The following is a 15,241-nucleotide window of genomic DNA, read 5'->3' as shown; positions in this document are numbered from 1 at the left end:
TCAGTCCTCGTTGAGGGCGACGGCAGCCTCGACCAGACCAGCCAGATGGAAGCGCTCGGGCAGCTTGCCGGCGACGGTCAGCTCGACCCGCTCCGCCACGGCATCCAGGTCGACCTGATCCATGACTTCACCGGCGAAGGCCAGGGTCAGCAGGCCTCGCGCGGTCGCCTGGTCCAAACCACGGGTACGCAGGGCGAACACGGCCTCTTCATCCAACTGGCCGGTCGTCGCGCCGTGGGAGCACTTGACGTCATCCGCGTAGATTTCCAGCTCAGGCTTGGTGTCGATCTGGGCGCGATCGGACAGCAGCAGGTTGGCGTTGCTCTGATCCGCCTCGATCTTCTGGCTGTCGCGCTTGACGATCACCTTGCCGTTGAACACGCCATGCGCACGGTCGTCGAGGATGCCCTTGTAGTTCTCGTGGGAGAAGGTGTGGGGTGCGTTATGGTTGGCCAGCGTGTGGTTGTCCACATGCTGACGATTCTGACCATAGAACAGCCCATTGAAGGTGACTTCCGCACCCTGGCCATTGAGGTCACTGATCAGGTCGTTGCGCACCAGACCACCACCCAGCGTCAGGTTGAAGGAGGTGAACTGGGCATCGCGACACTGCTCGACGTGGATGCTGGCCACGTGCAGGTCCTGCTCCGGCGACTCCACCAACTTGTAATGGGTCAGGTGGGCGCCACGATCCAGCATCACTTCTTCCACCAGGTTGGTGAAGTTGGCAGCGCCCTCTTCACCCACGTGATGCTCGATCACGGTGGCCTGGCTGCGACTGGCCGCTTCGATGAGGATGCGCGGATGGCTCATCACCGCCGCCTGGTTGGCCCGGGACAGGAACTGCAGCACGATGGGTTTTTCCACCACCGTACCCGGCGCCAGACGCACCAGCGCACCTTCCTCGAAGAACGCGGTATTCAGCGCAGAAAAGGCCGAGAACTCCACGCCTGTCAGCCGCCCTAAGGGACCGCCGACAGCTTCATGATTCTCCTCGAGCGCCTGGGACAGCGGCTGCACCTGAACACCGCCGGGCAGTTCGGTCAGGTCCGACAAGGCACTGGAAAAGACACCATCAACGAAGGTCAGTCGATGAGCATCCATTGGCAGCGTCAGCGCCGCTGCGCTGGCAGGCGAAAACTCCGCATCCTCTGCCAGCTGGAAATCACCGCGACTGATGGCACGAACGTCGGTGTACTTCCACTCTTCGACGCGGCGATCGGGAAACCCCATCGCTTCGAAGCGGGCAGCGCCCGCCTGGCGCCGCGCGGCGATCCAGGTCGGCTCACCGCTGCGACGTGCGCTGCGCTCGCTCAGACGATCCAGAAAGCGCTGGACCTCACTTGCTCCCTGGCTTGCTGTCTGGTTCATGCAGCAGACTCCTCTACGACCCAGTCGTAGCCACGGCTTTCGAGTTCACGCGCCAGGTCGGCATTACCGCTCTTGACGATACGACCATCGACCAGCACGTGCACATGATCCGGCACGATGTAGTCCAGCAGGCGCTGGTAGTGGGTCACCAGCAGGATGCCGCGATCTTCGCTGCGCAGCGAGTTGACGCCTTCGGCCACCACCTTCATCGCATCAATATCGAGACCGGAGTCGATTTCATCCAGCATCGCCAGCTTCGGCTGCAATACCAGCATCTGCAGGATCTCGTTGCGCTTCTTCTCGCCACCGGAGAAGCCTTCATTTACCGCGCGCTGCAGGAAGCTGTTGTCCATCTTCATGAAGGACACCTTTTCCTTGATCAGCTTCATGAACTCGGGCGCGGGAATCTCGCCTTCTCCACGGGCTTCACGCTGAGCATTCAGCGCTGCCTTGAGCAGGTAGATGTTCTTGACTCCCGGAATCTCCACCGGGTACTGAAAACCGAGCAGCAGGCCCGCCTGAGCACGCTCCTCGATCTCCATCTCGAGCACATCGCGGCCTTCGAAGGTGATCGTTCCGGCGGTCACCTCATAGCCGTCCTTGCCTGCAATCACCGCAGACAGGGTGGACTTGCCTGCGCCGTTGGGGCCCATGATGGCATGCACTTCACCGGGCTGGATGGACAGAGTCAGACCCTTGAGGATTTCAGAGCCCTCGACGGTGACGTGGAGATCCTTGACTTCGAGCATGTTGACACCTTTGCAGTGCCCGCCGCTCCAGGCGACGGGGTGTAACTAACAGGGTTGGCGGAGGGCGCGGGCGATCAGCCCACCGCACCTTCCAGAGTCACGTTGAGCAGTGCTTCTGCCTCGACGGCGAATTCCATCGGCAGCTCCTGGAACACATCCTTGCAGAAGCCGTTGACGATCATGTTGACCGCGTCTTCTTCGGAGATGCCGCGGCTCTGGCAGTAGAACAGCTGGTCTTCACCAATCTTGGAGGTCGTGGCCTCGTGTTCCACGGTCGCCGTGGAATTACCGATTTCCTGGTAGGGGAAGGTATGGGCCCCACAGGTGTCGCCGATCAGCAGCGAGTCACACTGCGTGAAGTTACGCGCACCCTTGGCCCGCGGCCCCACCTTGACCAGACCGCGGTAGGACTGGTTGGAGCGGCCGGCAGAGATACCCTTGGAGACGATGGTGGACTTGCTGCCCTCGCCCAGGTGAATCATCTTGGTACCGGTATCGGCCTGCTGGCGACCGTTGGTCACCGCCACGGAATAGAACTCGCCGATGGAGTCCTTGCCGCGCAGCACGCAGGACGGATACTTCCAGGTAATGGCCGAGCCAGTTTCCACCTGGGTCCAGCTGATGTGCGAGCGATCACCGCGGCAATCACCGCGCTTGGTGACGAAGTTGTAGATGCCGCCCTTGCCATCTTCGTCGCCCGGGTACCAGTTCTGCACGGTGGAGTACTTGATGCTGGCGTCTTCAAGAGCCACCAGCTCGACCACTGCGGCGTGCAGCTGATTTTCGTCGCGCATCGGCGCCGTGCAGCCTTCCAGGTAGGACACCTGCGCCTTCTTCTCGCACACGATCAGGGTGCGCTCGAACTGGCCGGTGTTGGCGGCGTTGATACGGAAGTAGGTGGACAGCTCCATCGGGCAGGTCACGCCCTCCGGCACGAACACGAAGGAGCCGTCGGTGAACACTGCCGAGTTCAGCGCCGCGAAGTAGTTGTCGCTGGTGGGCACGACGGTACCCAGATACTGCTTTACCAGCTCTGGATAGTCGCGAATCGCCTCGGAAATGGAGCAGAAGATCACGCCCGCTTCGGCCAGCTTGTCCTTGAACGTGGTGGTCACGGACACGGAGTCAAAGACGGCATCGACCGCCACCCCGGCCAGTGCGGCACGCTCATGCAGCGGGATACCCAGCTTCTCGTAGGTCTCGAGCAGCTTGGGGTCGACTTCATCGAGGCTCTGGGGCTTGTCTTCTTCACGCTTCGGGGCGCTGAAGTAGGAAATCGCCTGATAGTCGATCGGCGGATAGTCCAGATGAGCCCAGGAAGGGGGCGTCATCTTCAACCACTGACGATAGGCATCCAGCCGCCATTCCAGCATCCATGCCGGCTCACCCTTCTTGTTGGAGATGAACGCGATAGTATCTTCGTCGAGTCCCGGCGGGATCGTGTCGCTCTCGATGTCGGTCACGAATCCTTCTTTATATTCGCGACGGACGAGCTGTTCCATTTCCTGACTTGCCATGATGTGTCCCCTCCCGGACGGTTCGGTCGGCGGGCGTCACCCGCCCAGGGTAATGAAGTCGATGAGACGCTGGTCAGGCTTCCGCCGCCAGGCTAACGCTTTGAATCGGCAGGCGAACCGGCATTTTCAGCGGAGAGCTGTCTGCCAGATGCGCCAAGGTGATACTGTCCAGAAGCTCGCGTATGGCCAGCGACACCCGCTGCCAGTTGTCGGCTACGCCGCAGGTGGATGCCAGATCGCAGTCGCCCTCGGCATGGCTGCATTCGGTGACGGCGACGGGCCCTTCAATGGCAGAAATGATGTCGCTCACCGTGATCTCGGAGGCGGCACGAGCCAGTTGGTAGCCTCCCTGGGCCCCTCTGCGCGACACCAGCAGCCCCGCTTTCACCAGCATCTTCAGCGTCTTGCTCACCGTAGGGTGAGGCAGCTGCACCGCGTCGGCGAGCTCTCCCGCGGCGTGCGGCTCGCGCGGATGGCGCGCAATCTGCGCCATTACCACTGCCGCATAGTCTGTCATGCGAGACAGCTTCAGCATTCGCCTCTCCTCGGGGAACTCCCCTCTTCGTCGGTGCAGAGTTCAGCCCCTGCTTCGATTGGGGACCATTTTAGTCCTGTATAAACCCGATGTGAAGAGCCGAGCCGCTCTATACCACGCTATTGACCCGATAGCCGCCAGGATCTCGACATGATCGACGCAGATGAATACAAAAACACAATCATTCTCATTCACTAAAACAATGACGCTTAGCCATCTTGTACGACCTATGCAGCAAGACATGCATCAGATCCATCAATTCCCTTCATTGCATATCGTCATTCATGATCAAACCAAATAGATAGAGCATTCTGCTAAGCTTGTGCCCAATCAACGGCCAGTGAACGAAGGCCCTCGCCCTGAGCGGGCGAGTTGACTGCCCGTGGGCTGAAAGCACGCCGCCCTCTTACAGCGCGACGTGACCGACGCTGCGCGGCTCAACAGGAGCAACTGCCTTGGAATTGATTCAATACGCGATAGCGAACGCGGACTTGCTGCTATCCAGAACGCTTGAGCATATCTCTTTGGTGGGTGTGGCCGTAGGCATCGCCACCCTGACCGGCGTTCCTATTGGCATCGCGATCACGCGCAACGAGAGGGTCGCACAAGCGGTGCTCTATGCTGCGTCCATCATTGTCACCATCCCCTCCATTGCGCTCTTTGGCATCATGATTCCGGTGCTGTCGCTGATCGGTCAGGGGATCGGCTATCTGCCGGCCGTGATCGCCGTACTGCTCTACTCCCAGCTTCCGATCATTCGCAACACCTATACCGCCATCAATAACGTCGACCCAGCCCTGCGCGAGGCTGCCCGCGGCATCGGCATGAGCCACCGTCAGCGTCTGCGAATGGTCGAGATACCGCTGGCGGTGCCGGTGATCATGGCGGGAGTTCGCACCGCCGTCGTCCTTAACATCGGCGTCATGGCGATTGCTGCCTATATCGGTGCAGGAGGGCTTGGCACCTTTATCAGTCGAGGGATCTCCCAGTCCGACCCGCGCCAGCTGATCATTGGCTCCATTGCGGTCAGCCTGCTGGCCATCATCGTCGACTATGGCCTGCTGGCGATCCAGAAGCGCTTTACGCCCAAGGGTATGGAAGGCGCCGCCAGCGCTGCCTGATGTCCCCCACAACCTGGTTCCCCAATAAAAAGAGCGGGCACCGTCATCCAACCAGCATGTTGAATGACCCATCGCCCGCGTCTGCCGACTAGCCACAAGGACTTTCTGATGATTCGTCTGGAAAATCTGACCAAGGTCTTCGATACGCCCAAGGGCGCCGTCGTCGCCGCTGACCACATCAACATGGAGGTTCCCACCGGCGAAATCTGCATCCTCCTGGGTCCGTCCGGGTGCGGCAAGACCACCACCCTGAAGATGATCAACCGGATCGTGAAACCCTCCTCCGGCAGGGTCTTCATCAACGGTGACGATACCACCGACATGAACACCCAGGACCTGCGCCGCAACATCGGCTACGTGATCCAGCAGATCGGTCTGTTTCCCAACATGACCATCGAAGAGAACATCGCGGTGGTACCCAAGCTTCTGGGTTGGGACAAGAGCCGCTACAAGGAGCGTGCGCGGGAGCTGATGCACATGATCGCGCTGGAGCCGGATGCCTTCCTCAAGCGCTTTCCTTCTGAACTGTCTGGCGGCCAGCAACAGCGAATCGGCGTTGCCCGTGCGCTGGCAGCAGATCCCCCGGTCATGCTGATGGACGAACCCTTCGGCGCCATCGATCCGATCAATCGTGCGGTGATTCAGGATGAGTTCCTTAAAATGCAGCAGGAACTCAACAAGACCATCATGTTCGTCAGCCACGATATCGACGAAGCCATCAAGATGGGCGATCGCGTCGCCGTCTTCCGCGAGGGCAAGCTGGTGCAGTACTCCACCCCGGATGACCTGCTGGCCGCGCCCAAGAATGCCTTCGTCGAATCCTTCCTGGGGGAAGACCGCGCGCTGAAACGACTCAACCTGGTCAAGGTATCAGAGGTGGTCAGCGACGAGATCGGCACGGTGAAGCCGGAAGATACGCTGTCCACAGCGCTGGAGCGCATTGATGACTTCGGCTACCAGAACTCCATTCTGATGATCAACGACAAGCGCCAGCCGGTCGGCTTGATCAGCCGCTCCCTGGCCAGAACCACCAAGGGCTATTGCCGCGATCACTTCCAGAACGTGCCTGCCACGGTCAGCCTGGATGATGACCTGCGCAAGGTGGCTTCACTGATGTTTGCCCAGGACATTACCTGGTTGCCCTGCGTCGATGAAGAAGGACGCGTGTGTGGCCAGATCACCCAGCGGGCCATGACCCACCACCTGGGCGCACGCTTTCGCACCAAACAGCGCGAAACAGTGACCGCAGAGCCAAAGGAGTGAGTGGATGCTGATTCGTAGCCTGACCAGCGCCGGCATCATTCTCGGCCTGATCCTTGTCTTCCTGCTCGGCGTCTGGGCCCAGTCCAGCGGCGCCATCGATGACTTTCTGTGGTACTTGCCGGACGTCCAGTACCTGGCAGCCCAGCACCTGTGGTTGACGTTCCTCTCGGGGGGCCTCGCGATTCTGGTCGCCATTCCGCTGGGCATCTGGCTATCACGCCCGAGCATGAGTCGTGCCGCCGAGTCATTGATGCAGGTCCTCAACGTCGGCACGACCATTCCCACCCTGGCGGTGCTGGCGCTGTCCATGAGCTTTCTTGGCATTGGTACCGTGCCCGCGGTGTTTGGCCTGTTCGTGGCCACCCTGCTGCCGATCACGCGCAACACCTATGCCGGACTCAAGGGCGTTTCCCCGGCCCTGAAGGAAGCCGCTGCCGGTATTGGCATGTCGCCGGTCCAGCGCCTGTTCAAGGTCGAGCTGCCCAATGCCCTGTACGTGATCTTTGCGGGTATCAGAACCGCCCTGACGATCAACGTTGGCACCGTGCCCCTGGCCTTTCTGATCGGTGCAGGCGGCCTGGGCGAGCTGATCTTCACCGGCATCGATCTGTACGATCCGATCATGATGCTGTCTGGCGCCATTCCCACGGCCATGCTGGCCATCGTGGTGGATGCCTTGATAGCGGGGATCGCCTTCGTGATCGTGCCACGCGGCGTCAATCCGGCGCGCGCTTGATGCAGCGTCGTCCCTTGTCCCCCATTGACTCCCCTCACAAGACCTCAACTGGAGCATGCAGCATGAAGACATTGATGACCGCACTGACTGGCCTGGCCCTCGTCTCCACGAGCGCCGCCGTGAGCGCCAACGACGTGGTGGTTGGCGGCAAGAACTTTACCGAGCAACAGCTGCTGGCCAGCATGACCACCCAGTACCTGGACGGACTGGGCTATGACGTCGACAAGCGCGCAGGCATGGGCTCAGCCGTGCTGCGCCAGGCGCAGGAAAACGGCCAGGTGGACCTTTACTGGGAATACACCGGCACCTCGCTGATCAACTACAACGATGTGACCGAATCTCTCAGCGCTGAGGAAACCTATCAGCGCGTCAAGTCGCTGGACGCCGAGAAGGGGCTGGTGTGGCTGGAGCCCTCCGCCGCCAACAATACCTATGCCCTGGCCATGCGCGCAGACAGCGTGGAAGAAACGGGTATCACCAGCCTGTCCGAGCTGGCCAATGCGGTCAACGACGGTCAGGAACTGAGCTTTGCCATGAACGCCGAGTTCTATGCCCGCGAAGACGGTTGGCGGCCGCTGCAGCAAGCCTACGATTTTCGCGTCGCTCGTAACGCCGTGAAACGCATGGACTCCGGCCTGGTCTACCAGGCACTGCGTGACGCCCAGGTCGACGTTGGCCTGGTCTTCGCTACCGATGGCCGCATCCCCGCCTTTGACTTCCAGGTGCTGGAAGACGACCAGGGCTTCTTCCCTGCCTACGCGTTGACCCCGGTCGTGCGTCAGCAAACCCTCGACGCCAACCCTGAGCTGGCCGACCAGATGAACGCGCTTTCAGCGCTGCTGGACGACGACACCATGGCCAGCCTCAATGCGCGTGTTGACGTAGAGCGGGAAACCATCGAAGACGTCGCCGAATCCTTCCTCAAGGACAACGACCTGCTGTGACCCTTCAAGGCCCCCGTTCGGGGGCCTTATTCCTACCTCACCAGCGCGCAGTGAGCGCTCTCCCCCTGCGGCTCCCCCAGTTCGACAAAGGACCTCCCCATGAGCACTTCCCGGGACGTCATCCACTGGATCCTCACGTCTCCTCTGGACCACCTAGATGACGCTCAGTGCCGCCACGCCAAGCGCTGCCTGTTGGACCTTCTCGGCGTCGCCACCGGCGCCACCGACACGGCCCTGGCCGAACACGCCCGCCGCTATGTCAGGGTGCAGCACGCAGGTGATCGCCCCTTGCTGTTCTCCTCGTCGACGGCGTCGGCCACCGGCGTCGCCTTGCACGGCGCCTGGCTGATCGATGCACTCGACGCCCACGACGGCCAAGTGCTGACCAAGGGCCACGCCGGCGTCGCCATCCTGCCGGGATTGCTGGCGCTGCCCGAGATCGAGCAGGTCAGCGGCAGGGCCTTTCTCGGCCTGCTGGCGATGGGCTACGAGATCGCCACCCGGGCCGGCATCGCGCTGCACGCCTCGAGTCCCGACTATCACACCTCGGGGGCCTGGAACGCACTGGGCGTGGCAGCGGTGACGGCGCGCCTCAAGGGCCTCGCCCCGGCCCAGCTGGAACACGCCCTCGGCATCGCCGAATTCTATGGTCCGCGTAGCCAGATGATGCGCTGCATCGATCACCCGACCATGCTCAAGGATGGCTCCGGCTGGGGCGCCCAGGCAGGCGTCGCGGCCACCCTGCTGGCCGAGGACGGCTTCACCGGCGCCCCGGCGGTGACCCTGTGTGCCGAGCAGCACGCCGCGGTATGGGGCGATCTGGGACGACGCGACTACCTGTCGGAGCAGTACTTCAAGGCCTATCCGGTGTGCCGCTGGGCCCAGCCGGCGGTGGAGGCGGTACTCGCCATACCCGCCGCCGAACGCCAGGTGGACAATATCGAACGCATCGAGATCACCACCTTCCACGAGGCCAGGCGCCTGCACACCATCGCCCCGACCACCACCGAACAGGCCCAGTACAGCCTGCCCTGGTCGGTGGCCTGCGCCCTCGATCGCGGCACCATCGACGTCGCCGCCATCAGTCGCGATCTCGGCGACGATGCTCTGGTGGCACTGTCACGGCGGGTGACGATCACCGAATGCGATGACTACAACGCACGCTTCCCGGCCGAGCGCTGGGCCAGCGTCACGCTGTATCTACGCGATGGTCGCCGTATCCAGAGCCCTGCCATGGAAGCCCGCGGCAACCCCCACAATCCGCTGAGCGATGACGAGATCTCTGCCAAGTTTCAGGCCCTGGCGAGCCCGGTGCTGGGCGCACGTGCCAGCGAGATCGAGAAGGTCGTCGCCACCCTGGAAACACGCCCCATCGGCGAGTTGTTGAGAGTGCTGGGACAACCTTGAACGTGCGAGTCCAAGGCGTCGAACATGACGGGAGGTGACAAGGGCAGTAAAAGTGCCAAGGATAGGCAGACGACATCGCTACCCGAGGATTCGACATGCCTTTCGCCCCCTCCGACGTCATCTTGATCACCGGCGGCTCCCGCGGTATCGGCCGTGCCACCGCCCTGGCCTGCGCCCGTGCCGGTGCGCGGGTCGCCTTCAGCTATCGCAGCGATGACGCCGCCGCCCGGGACACCCTGGAAGCCTGTCAGGCACTGACCGGTGAAGACGGCGCCATGGCCGTCAAGGCCGACGTGGTCGACGAGGCTCAGGTGATGGCGCTGTTCGCCAGTACGCGACAACGCCTGGGCCCGATCACCGGGGTGGTCAACAACGCCGGTATCGTGGCGCCCTCCATGCCACTGGCGGATATGGCAGTGGAGCGCCTGCGTCAGGTGGTCGACACCAATGTGCTGGGCGCCCTGCTGGTCGCCCGGGAAGCCGCGCGCGCGCTGGTCGACCAGGGTGCCCTGGTCAACGTCAGTTCCATGGCCTCGCGCCTGGGTTCGCCCAACGAGTACGTCGACTACGCCGCCAGCAAGGGCGCACTGGATACACTGACCATCGGCTTGAGCAAGGAACTGGGCCCCCGTGGCATTCGCGTCAATGCCGTGCGCCCAGGGCTGATCGAGACCGAGATCCATGCCCGCGCGGGGCGCCCAGAGCGGCTGGCTGAACTGGGTCCCAGCTGCCCACTGGGACGTGCCGGTCGACCGGAAGAGGTCGCCGAGGCCATCGTCTGGCTGCTGTCCGACGCGGCCTCCTATGTGACGGGGACCTTTATTGATCCCGCCGGAGGACGCTAGGGCTTGTCTGAAAAGTGCCTGCGCTCGGTAATACGGCGTTAAAAATCGGATCAAAATGCTCATTTACACCACGTAAACTGCGCTTTCTCACCGATTTTTGCCTTGTCTCACCTTCGCTCGTCGACTTTTCGGACAGAGCCTAGGGCTTGCACGAAAAGTGCCTGAGCTCGTCGGGACTTGACCCAGGTCGTCTCGCCGTCGGTCGTGTTGACGTATAGAAGATGGTGCTGTCAGGCATTTTTTGCCCCGGGCGGTCCGGGGCCTCACACGGAGCCTCCTCCATGGACACTCGCTTCTATCTTCTTATCGTCGCGGTCCTCGTCGGGCTGGGCGTCATCCACTGGATCGGCTTTCGCCTGCTCAAGCGCAAGCTGCAACCGCCCCAGCAAAGCGATACCCCCCACGACGCCACGCCCGGGCTTTCCAGAGACAACAGCGATAGTCGTGACGAACGTTGATCCGCCGAGCGAATTACGGCACCTTGTGGCGCCCTGCCCCCACCCTCAGGAATCCCAGCCATGCAGCATCAGGCCAAGCAGCACCAGGAACAGCTACAGGTCGCCTGCGCCCAGATCAACACGCGCCTCGGTGACATCGAGGCCAATCTCGCCCATCACCTCGACGTGATCCACGACGCCCGCCGTCGTGGCGTGGAATTGCTGGTCTTTCCCGAACTCTCATTGACCGGTTACGGCCTGGGCCCAAGGGTGCTGGAGGTGGCCATGCCATCGGAGGACCCACGGCTGATCCAGCTGGCCAAGGCGGCCGCCGGCATGCAGGTCATCGTCGGCTTCGTCGAGGAAGCCAGCCCCGGCGAGATCTACAATGCCCTGGCCATTTTACAGGACGGTCGAGTGGCCGCCGTGCATCGCAAGCTCAACCTGCCCACCTATGGCGGTCTTGAGGAAGGCAAGTGGTTCAGCCACGGCAGCCGCCTGACGGAAGTTCCGGTTCGTCCGGGATGGAGCACCACCTCGATGATCTGCGCCGACCTGTGGAACCCAGCGCTGGTTCATGCTGCCCTGCTGGCACGGCCTGCCGTCCTCTGTGCGCCGATCAACTCCGCATCCGGCATCGTCTCCGAGGACTTCTCCAATGAAGACAACTGGGTGCTGAATGTGCGTTTCTACGCCATGACCTACGGCACACCGGTATTGATGGCCAATCGATACGGAGCAGAGGGTGACAGTCACTTCTGGGGAGGGTCGCGGATTCTCGGGCCCCGCGGCGACACCTTGGCCGAGGCGGAGGATCGCGAAATGCTGATTCACGCCGAACTGTCGCGCACCGCCATCGCCCGTGCGCGCTTCGAGCTGCCCACCCTGCGAGATGCGGACAGCCCCTTGATACGTGAGTTGATGGCAGGCTATCGCTAGCAAAACACGGGGTCAGGCTGCCGCGAAAACGCGAGCCAGAAATGCTAGAATCGCCTTTCACTTTCTGAACATCGGCGCGCCCCTCTACATGAACACAGCTTCTCGCCCTCGCCTGTCCACTCCCCCTCTGAGCATGCTCGTCATGGGCGTTTCGGGCTCAGGCAAATCCCACATCGGGCGTTTGCTGGCCGAGCGGACGGGAGCCAAGTTCATCGACGGCGATGACTACCACAGCCGCGACAACATCGCCAAGATGTCCCGGGGCGAACCACTGAACGACGAAGATCGCCAGGGCTGGCTCGACACCCTGGCCGGCCTGTATCGCGAACATCGGCAGAACGGCCAGCCCCTGGTGATCGGCTGCTCGGCCCTGAAGCGACAGTACCGAGACATGCTGCGCGCCGGCGCCGCGGACCTGAAGATCCTGTACCTTCACGGCAGTCAGGAACTGCTGCTATCGCGCCTCAACAGCCGCGGGCAGCACTTCTTTGCTGGTGAGCATATGCTGCGAAACCAGCTGGCCACGCTGGAGATGCCTGGTGACGACGAAGCGATTCGTTGCGACATCGAGAGCACCCCTGACGCCATCATCGACCGCTTTATCTCGGAACTGGCGACATCGCCGGATGCAGCGCGCTGAAAAAGATGACCAGCGGTGTGGAAAACGCTGACTTCTCCTACCCTTTCCTGCATGAGCATACTTTCTCGCCAATGCAGCAGTAATGAACGCCTTACACTCTGTCACTTAGTCGTCATGTTTCGTCTCATCCCTACGCTGATCGTCAGCCATGTCGTTACAAGTCAGCTTTGTCACTGACCGTCAGCTTTGTCACCGACCGTCAGCTTTGTCACCGACTAGGGGGTATGAGGCGTTTTTCCCGTTGATATGTCCAACACTACCTCGGCTCTCGCAGTCGATCGTCGAACAAGGAGAATCCCATGTCCGATCCGATGGTAGGCAAGACGTTTGAGTTCAGCTGTGACGGCAAGACCTGGGGCGTGGTCTTCGAAAACGCTACGCGCATGCGTCATCGCCTGCATGGCTCGCCCACCACATCGCAGCCAAGCGACACCAGCTGCGCCTATCTCGCAACACCTGTGGATGATCACCGAATCTTTGTCTATGGCTTGGAGGACAAAGGTCTGGCACTACGTTACGTCCTCGACTTCAATAGCATGACCTTTATTGGCCACGGAGCCTTCGCCGACCCTCGCGCCGACTACCGCGGCGAGTTCCGTCCGTCCTGAAGGGCTGCCAGCTTCTGCCTCTCGTTGGTGCCGTTGGAACTATGCCGCCCAATGACCGGCTAAGCGACGGAGTTGTCTGTCTACAGCGGTCCCTCAAAGACTATCCGTCAGTCGCCATCCACTAGAAGCAAAAAGACCGGCTCCATGGGAGCCGGTCTTTTCCTGACGATAGTCATCCGCCAAGACAATTCGTCAGGGCAGGTCGTCAGGGCAGGTCGTCAGAGCAGTTTATCAGGACAGTCGCCCCGGGGGAGCGTACGAGCACCACTCCCCCCGCGTTACGTCAGCCGATGACGCTCCGCCAGTGCGATCAATCCCGCCAGGGTCGCGCTGTCGCTGTCTACCTCATCCACCGCGATAGCGTGGCGTTCCAGCGCCTGGCGATACAGCGGGTTGAGCCCCGAGGACCCCACCAGCACGACACCGGCCTGCTGCTCGATCAGATGCTCGCGCTGGGCAAGCACCTCAGCACCAATCAACACTCCGGAGAGAAAACTGCCCACCTGAGAAGCCTGCAGGCCCGCGTACAGGTGGCGGCTGCGGCCTTCGAACAGCGCGTGCATCAGCCCAGCGGGATGTTCCGCTGCTGCCAACCCTTGGGCAAAGCCGTCAGCATCGAAGGCATCGCCGCTGTTGTCGGCCGTCCTCGACGGCTCTCCCGGCAGCGTGTGGAAGCGCACGGCGTGATAGAGCTCGCCGGTCATCATGGTCGAAAAATCCACCAAGCGATCGCCTTCCAGTCTGGCCCACTTGCTGTGGGTGCCTGGCAGGCAGCATACACCGCTACTGAGTCCTTTCAGGGCGAAGGCACCAAACGCCTGAATTTCCTCGCCCCGCATCACATCCACGTGATCGTCTCGCACCACCTTGAGACCGGGAACGATCCAGGCGTTGTCGAGCCCCGGCGCGGGCACCACATTGTCGGCCAGATCCAGCGCCGAACGGGGGACCTCCAGCTGCGGTGCTTCGCTCCAGCCCCGCGCCGATCCGACCATACCGGACAGATACACCGGCACCTTGCCGCCCTCACGCCAGGCACCCACCTGGGCTTCACAGTAATGGGGGAATTCGGCTGTCGTCAGCGAGCGCAGCCCCGCATCGGAACGTACGCTCTCCAGACACTCTCCACTCTGCCGATCGACCAGAAAGGCACGGAAGTTACTGGTTCCCCAATCAATCGCAATCAGGCGCTCGCTCATGCCCCGGCTCCTGCACTGGCGCTACCGGCCAGGCTCTGCCATTCGTCCACCAGCTCACGGGCGATCTTGCCGACCTCGTCTGCGCTGCGGCCTGGCTTGTACAGATTGCTGCCAAAACCAAACCCGGCCACGCCCACGGCATGCCACTCCGCCATGTTGGAACGCTCGATACCACCGACGGCCAGCACCGGCAGGTGCTTGGGCAGAATAGCGCTGATGTCCTTCAAGTACCCCGTCCCAAGACGTGCGGCGGGGAACAGCTTGAGCGCAACGGCACCGGCGCGCGCGGCAGCCAGCGCTTCCGTCGGCGTCATACAGCCGATCATCGGGGCAAGCCCCCGCTCAGCACCCAGCGTGACCAGCGAAGGATCGGTGTTCGGCGTGATCATCAGCGGTGCGCCAAGTGACGCCAGCTTGGCCGTGTCGTCCGCTTCCAGCACGGTACCGGCGCCGATCAACACGTTCTCAGGGCTACAGGCAACGGCACGCTCGATGCTGTCCCAGGGCTGCGGTGAATTCAGTGGAATCTCGATCAGACGAAAGCCGGCGTCCACTAGAGCACCACAGACCGGCTCGATCTCATCGGGCGTAATGCCACGCAGGATGGCCACCAGCGGCATCTCCTTCATGGCAGCATCAAGCACAGCGCGCTGGGCATCATTCATGTCAGCAGTCCTCATCGAGTCGACAACGGAGAAATAACGGTTTCACATGATACGACGAAGGGCGGCCAAGGCCGCCCTCTCAGGTCAATCAATCGACCAGCCACATGGCCATCTCGGGCCACATCAGCAGCGCGGCCAGCACACATAATTGCAGTGCGATGAACGGCAGCAGTGACACAAAGATGTCTTTCAGGCTGATCTCCGGCGGCGCCACCCCTTTCAGGTAGAACGCGGCCGGGCCAAATGGCGGCGACAGGAACGACAC

17 protein-coding genes are annotated in these 15,241 nt (G+C 61.9%); 10 read left to right on the top strand and 7 right to left on the bottom strand.

Annotated features, from left to right (window positions below; translation table 11 throughout):
• The 4 genes from sufD to KUV41_RS16005 form a co-directional block, all read right to left on the bottom strand.
• On the bottom strand, positions 1 to 1,371 hold the full coding sequence (gene sufD, locus KUV41_RS16020; protein ID WP_222163672.1) for a Fe-S cluster assembly protein SufD: 1,371 nt from the start codon (positions 1,369 to 1,371) through the stop codon (positions 1 to 3).
• Positions 1,368 to 2,120, bottom strand: a complete 753-nt coding sequence (sufC, locus tag KUV41_RS16015; protein WP_206943582.1) for a Fe-S cluster assembly ATPase SufC — start codon at positions 2,118 to 2,120, stop codon at positions 1,368 to 1,370. Before sufC ends, sufD begins: the two co-directional genes overlap by 4 nt.
• Before the next feature lie 74 nt (positions 2,121 to 2,194).
• Positions 2,195 to 3,637 carry a Fe-S cluster assembly protein SufB gene (gene sufB, locus KUV41_RS16010; protein WP_206943584.1) on the bottom strand — a complete coding sequence of 481 codons (1,443 nt, stop codon included), beginning with the start codon at positions 3,635 to 3,637 and terminating at the stop codon, positions 2,195 to 2,197.
• 73 nt (positions 3,638 to 3,710) lie between these two features.
• On the bottom strand, positions 3,711 to 4,172 hold the full coding sequence (locus tag KUV41_RS16005; RefSeq protein ID WP_206943587.1) for an SUF system Fe-S cluster assembly regulator: 462 nt from the start codon (positions 4,170 to 4,172) through the stop codon (positions 3,711 to 3,713).
• A gap of 455 nt (positions 4,173 to 4,627) precedes the next feature.
• On the opposite strand from KUV41_RS16005, the gene KUV41_RS16000 reads away from it, so the two are divergent.
• The 10 genes from KUV41_RS16000 to KUV41_RS15955 all read left to right on the top strand — a co-directional run bounded on the left by KUV41_RS16000 (position 4,628) and on the right by KUV41_RS15955 (position 13,112).
• The gene (locus KUV41_RS16000) at positions 4,628 to 5,293 is read left to right on the top strand and encodes an ABC transporter permease (RefSeq protein WP_206943589.1); all 666 of its coding nucleotides are present in this window, start codon (positions 4,628 to 4,630) and stop codon (positions 5,291 to 5,293) included.
• 108 nt (positions 5,294 to 5,401) lie between these two features.
• The gene (locus KUV41_RS15995; protein WP_206943591.1) at positions 5,402 to 6,556 is read left to right on the top strand and encodes an ABC transporter ATP-binding protein; all 1,155 of its coding nucleotides are present in this window, start codon (positions 5,402 to 5,404) and stop codon (positions 6,554 to 6,556) included.
• A gap of 4 nt (positions 6,557 to 6,560) precedes the next feature.
• Positions 6,561 to 7,292: an ABC transporter permease gene (locus KUV41_RS15990; protein ID WP_206943593.1), complete on the top strand. Its 732-nt coding sequence runs from the start codon at positions 6,561 to 6,563 to the stop codon at positions 7,290 to 7,292.
• A 62-nt stretch (positions 7,293 to 7,354) separates the two neighbouring features.
• Positions 7,355 to 8,236, top strand: a complete 882-nt coding sequence (locus KUV41_RS15985; protein ID WP_222486749.1) for a glycine betaine ABC transporter substrate-binding protein — start codon at positions 7,355 to 7,357, stop codon at positions 8,234 to 8,236.
• A 99-nt stretch (positions 8,237 to 8,335) separates the two neighbouring features.
• Positions 8,336 to 9,643, top strand: coding sequence for an MmgE/PrpD family protein (locus KUV41_RS15980; protein WP_222486748.1), 1,308 nt, complete (start codon positions 8,336 to 8,338; stop codon positions 9,641 to 9,643).
• 95 nt (positions 9,644 to 9,738) lie between these two features.
• Positions 9,739 to 10,488, top strand: a complete 750-nt coding sequence (locus tag KUV41_RS15975) for an SDR family oxidoreductase (protein WP_222486747.1) — start codon at positions 9,739 to 9,741, stop codon at positions 10,486 to 10,488.
• A gap of 281 nt (positions 10,489 to 10,769) precedes the next feature.
• Positions 10,770 to 10,946 (top strand): hypothetical protein, encoded by a 177-nt coding sequence (locus KUV41_RS15970; protein WP_222486746.1) that lies wholly within the window; start codon positions 10,770 to 10,772, stop codon positions 10,944 to 10,946.
• A 60-nt stretch (positions 10,947 to 11,006) separates the two neighbouring features.
• Positions 11,007 to 11,864, top strand: coding sequence for a nitrilase-related carbon-nitrogen hydrolase (locus KUV41_RS15965; protein WP_222486745.1), 858 nt, complete (start codon positions 11,007 to 11,009; stop codon positions 11,862 to 11,864).
• 88 nt (positions 11,865 to 11,952) lie between these two features.
• Positions 11,953 to 12,504, top strand: coding sequence for a gluconokinase (locus KUV41_RS15960; RefSeq protein ID WP_261396084.1), 552 nt, complete (start codon positions 11,953 to 11,955; stop codon positions 12,502 to 12,504).
• A 299-nt stretch (positions 12,505 to 12,803) separates the two neighbouring features.
• A complete protein-coding gene (locus tag KUV41_RS15955) occupies positions 12,804 to 13,112 on the top strand; it encodes a hypothetical protein (protein ID WP_206943606.1) in 309 nt (102 codons plus the stop codon).
• 278 nt (positions 13,113 to 13,390) lie between these two features.
• Here KUV41_RS15955 and KUV41_RS15950 read toward each other — a convergent pair whose 3' ends face one another.
• The 3 genes from KUV41_RS15950 to KUV41_RS15940 all read right to left on the bottom strand — a co-directional run.
• A complete protein-coding gene (locus KUV41_RS15950; RefSeq protein WP_222238756.1) occupies positions 13,391 to 14,311 on the bottom strand; it encodes a 2-dehydro-3-deoxygalactonokinase in 921 nt (306 codons plus the stop codon).
• Positions 14,308 to 14,976, bottom strand: coding sequence for a 2-dehydro-3-deoxy-6-phosphogalactonate aldolase (locus tag KUV41_RS15945; RefSeq protein ID WP_222238757.1), 669 nt, complete (start codon positions 14,974 to 14,976; stop codon positions 14,308 to 14,310). Before KUV41_RS15945 ends, KUV41_RS15950 begins: the two co-directional genes overlap by 4 nt.
• Positions 14,977 to 15,064: 88 nt before the next feature.
• On the bottom strand, positions 15,065 to 15,241 hold a 177-nt coding region (locus tag KUV41_RS15940), incomplete at its 5' end, for a TRAP transporter large permease subunit (protein ID WP_222486828.1).

The organism is Halomonas sp. DP8Y7-1 (genome assembly GCF_019801685.1).
GTDB classification, from domain to species: domain Bacteria; phylum Pseudomonadota; class Gammaproteobacteria; order Pseudomonadales; family Halomonadaceae; genus Halomonas; species Halomonas litopenaei_A.
Note: the sequence above shows the minus strand (reverse complement) of the source record. Positions and strands in the feature narration are given on the sequence as shown.